This window comes from Amnimonas aquatica (genome assembly GCF_002943415.1).
Classification (GTDB): domain Bacteria; phylum Pseudomonadota; class Gammaproteobacteria; order Pseudomonadales; family Moraxellaceae; genus Perlucidibaca; species Perlucidibaca aquatica_A.
This window is the reverse complement of record NZ_PTQZ01000196.1, coordinates 1-3307: the sequence shown is the minus strand read 5'-3', so window position 1 is coordinate 3307 and position 3307 is coordinate 1. Positions and strand designations below refer to the sequence as shown.

Genomic DNA, 3307 nt, shown 5'->3' with positions numbered 1-3307 from the left:
CGCGACCGTTGCCGAGGAGGACTGACATGCGTCTGCTGATCGTCGATGACGACGAAGCCTTCCGCACCACGCTGGCGCGCGCCTGCGAGCGACGCGGCTGCACCGTGGCCGCCGCCGGCGATGCCGAGTCGGCGCTGGCGCTGGCGACCGGTTTCGCGCCCGAGCGCTGCGTGCTCGATCTGCGTCTGGGCGGTGAGTCGGGCCTGAGCCTGATTCCCGACCTGCTGGCGCGCCAGCCGGCGCTGGGCATTCTCGTGCTGACCGGCTACAGCTCGATCGCCACGGCGGTCGAGGCGATCAAGCGCGGCGCCCTGAACTACCTGGCGAAGCCGGCCTCGGCGGATGACATCCTGCGCGCGCTCGCCGAGGCGCCAGGCGAGCCGGCGGCGGCCGGCGCCGTGGTCGCGGAGATTCCCGAGCAGCCGCTGTCGGTGGACCGCCTGGCGTGGGAGCACATCCAGCGCGTGCTCATGGAGGAGGGCGGCAACATTTCGTCGACGGCACGGCGGCTGGGCATGCACCGCCGCACCCTGCAGCGGCGCCTGTTCAAGCGCCCCGTGTCGCAGTGAGGTCGCCTCGGGGCGCGGCCGGCCACGTCACGCGAGGCGGGTCGGCGCTGCCCGGGGCGGCAGAGCGCCTGCTCAGGCGTTGCGTCGTGCCGCCCGCGCGGCCAGCTTCACGCGCACGAAGGCGATGATGCCGGGCAGGACGCTGAGACCGATGATGGTGAACACCACGACCATGAAGTTGTCCTTCACCACCGGCAGGTTGCCGAAGCCGTAGCCCAGCCAGATGAAGCTGCCGACCCAGACCAGGCCGCCGAACACGTCGATGACGAAGAAGCGGCGGTAGGGCATGCGGCCGACGCCGGCCACGAACGGCGTGAAGGTGCGGAAGATGGGCATGAAGCGGGCGATGACGATGGCCTTGCCGCCATGGTGCTCGAAGAAGACCTGGGTCTTGTCGATGTATTCGCGGCGGATCCAGCGCGAGTTGCTGGCGTAGATGCGCTGGCCGAGCGTGCGGCCGATCCAGTAATTGCAGTTGTCACCCAGCACGGCGGCGAACCAGAGCAGGAAGAACAGCACCCACGGGTCCATGACACCGGTGGCGGCCAGCGCGCCGGCGGCGAACAGCAGGCTGTCGCCAGGCAGGAAGGGCATGACCACCACGCCCGTTTCGACAAACACGATCAGGAACAGCAGACCGTAGATCAGCGCGCCGTTGGCGGCCGCGAACTGCTGCAGGTGTACGTCGACGTGAAGAATGAAATCAATCAGTTCCATGCGGATTCCAGGTTTTTCATGAAGGTGGATTCGGTGCTTTCCCCGATCAGCGCCGGGCGCTCGCGGCCGTCGGCGCCCCAGAACAGGAACACCGGCGGGCCGAACAGGTTGCGCTGCTGCAGCCAGTCGAGCTGGGCCGGGGTGGTGGCGGTGATGTCGAATTTCAGGCGCGTGCCACGGTCGAGGACAGAACGCACCGCCGGCTTGACCAGCACATTGCGCTCCATTTCCACGCAGCTGATGCACCAGTCGGCGTAGATATCGACGATGACGGGGCGGCCGTCAGCGCGCGCGGCGGCGATGGCGCGCTCCAGCACGGCGGGGTCTTCGATGCGGGTGAAGTAGCTGTCCTTGCCGGCGGCGGTGGCGCCGGCCGGCACAGCCGGAGCCTGCCACGGGCGCAGGGCATCGCTGCCGCCCCTGGCGGCGCTCCAGACCTGCAGGCCGGCCCAGGTCAGCAGCAGCAATGCCAGCACGGCCAGCGGATGCCTGAAGCGCGAAGCGTCCAGACGCAGCAGGGCGGCGGCGGTGAGCGCCAGGAAGCCGGCCCAGGCCAGCAGCTGCTGCGCCGGCGGCAGCAGGCGGTTGACCAGGGTCAGCGCGACAGCCAGCAGCAGCCAGCCGAACAGGCGCTTGACCGCGTCCAGCCAGGGACCGGAGCGCGGCAGGAAGCGGCCGCCGCCGGCGCCGAGCAGCAGCAGCGGCAGACCCATGCCGAGGCTGAGGGCGAACAGCGCGGCGCCGCCGAGCACCATGTCCTGGCTGGCGCTGAGGAAGATCATGACACCGGCCAGCGGCGCGGTGACACAGGGCGAAACGATCAGGCTGCTGATCGCGCCCATGATGAATACCGGGCCGTAGGCGCCGCCGCGGCGCCGGGCCTGGGCCGCCTGCAGGCGGTCGCCGATGAAGGCCGGCAGGCGCAGGTCGCGGCCCTGCAGCAGGAGCACGGCCAGCAGCGCGAACAGCAGGGCGAAGCCGATCAGCACGGCGGGCTTCTGCAGCAGTGCCGACAGGTTGGCGGCGGCGCCGAGGCCGGCGATCAGCAGGCCGGCCAGCGTGTACATCAGGCTCATGCCGAGGACGTAGCTCAGCGCCAGCAGGAAGCCGCGCCGGGCATCGGCTCTGCTGTCACCGGCGATGATGGCGGACAGGATAGGCAGCATGGGCAGCACGCAGGGCGTGAACGCCAGCCCCAGCCCGAGCAGCAGGAACGCCCCCAGCACCAGCGGCAGCGAGGCGCCGGCCAGCCAGTCGGCGAGCGCGCCGGCGTTCTCGCGGTCGGCGGGCAGGGCGGCCGGCACTGTCGCCTGCGCGGTCCGAGACTCAGCCCGCGCGCCGGCCGGGGCATCGGCGGTCGCCGGCACGGAGGCGGCCGTGCCGGCGTCATCGCCATCCGCCGGATCGGCCTGCCACAGCGCCAGATCGACCGGCACCTCCCAGGTCTGCGGCGGGTAGCAGAGGCCGGCATCGGCGCAGCCCTGGTAGCGCACCTGCAGCGTCGCGGTGCCGCTTCGCGCGTCTGCCGTACCGGCGGGCGCGGGCAGCGTCAGCGCCAGGTCTTCGCGATAGATCTTGACGCGACCGAAGCTGGGGTCGTCGTGCCATTCGCCGGGCAGCGAGGCCTGCGGCGGCGGCAGGGCGGGCAGCCCGGACGGATCGCCGGCCCAGCCGATGCGGAACTGCTTGTCGTAGAGGTAGTGCCCCGGCGTCACCTGCCAGCTCAGCACGATGTGCCCGGGCAGCACCTCGGCCAGTGGCCGGAAGGCTTCTTCCACGGGCAGGAATTCGCCCGGCTTGCGGGTATCGACCAGCAGGCCGGCGGCCGTCGCCTGCGACGGCAGGACCAGCAGCGGCGCGAGCGACAGCAGCAGGGCCAGTGCCAGCCTGCGCAGGACGGAGTTGTGGACGTGCCGGATCATGACGGGCGCATGCCTGGGGGACGGTGAACGCTGCGCAGTATGGCGGCAGACTCAGCAGCAGGCAATGAACAGACGCCGCATCAACGTCTGCTGCACGCC

3 protein-coding genes are annotated in these 3307 nt (G+C 71.0%); 1 reads left to right on the top strand and 2 read right to left on the bottom strand.

What is annotated here, in order from left to right; genetic code table 11:
• The first annotated feature begins 26 nt into the window (after positions 1–26).
• Positions 27–569, top strand: coding sequence for a response regulator transcription factor (locus C5O18_RS07725; protein WP_105192914.1), 543 nt, complete (start codon positions 27–29; stop codon positions 567–569).
• Between the two features lie 72 nt (positions 570–641).
• Here the strand turns inward: C5O18_RS07725 and C5O18_RS07720 are convergent, their stop codons facing one another.
• Positions 642–1286, bottom strand: coding sequence for a DedA family protein (locus tag C5O18_RS07720; protein WP_105192912.1), 645 nt, complete (start codon positions 1284–1286; stop codon positions 642–644).
• Positions 1277–3208, bottom strand: a complete 1932-nt coding sequence (gene dsbD / locus C5O18_RS07715) for a protein-disulfide reductase DsbD (protein WP_105192910.1) — start codon at positions 3206–3208, stop codon at positions 1277–1279. The genes C5O18_RS07720 and dsbD overlap by 10 nt, the downstream gene beginning before the upstream one ends.
• Between the last annotated feature and the right edge of the window lie 99 nt (positions 3209–3307).

Coding starts and splice junctions, on each gene's coding strand:
- C5O18_RS07725 (WP_105192914.1), top strand. CDS start 27: ATGCGTCTGCTGATCGTCGATGACGACGAAGCCTTCCGCACCACGCTG.
- C5O18_RS07720 (WP_105192912.1), bottom strand. CDS start 1,286: ATGGAACTGATTGATTTCATTCTTCACGTCGACGTACACCTGCAGCAG.
- dsbD (WP_105192910.1), bottom strand. CDS start 3,208: ATGATCCGGCACGTCCACAACTCCGTCCTGCGCAGGCTGGCACTGGCC.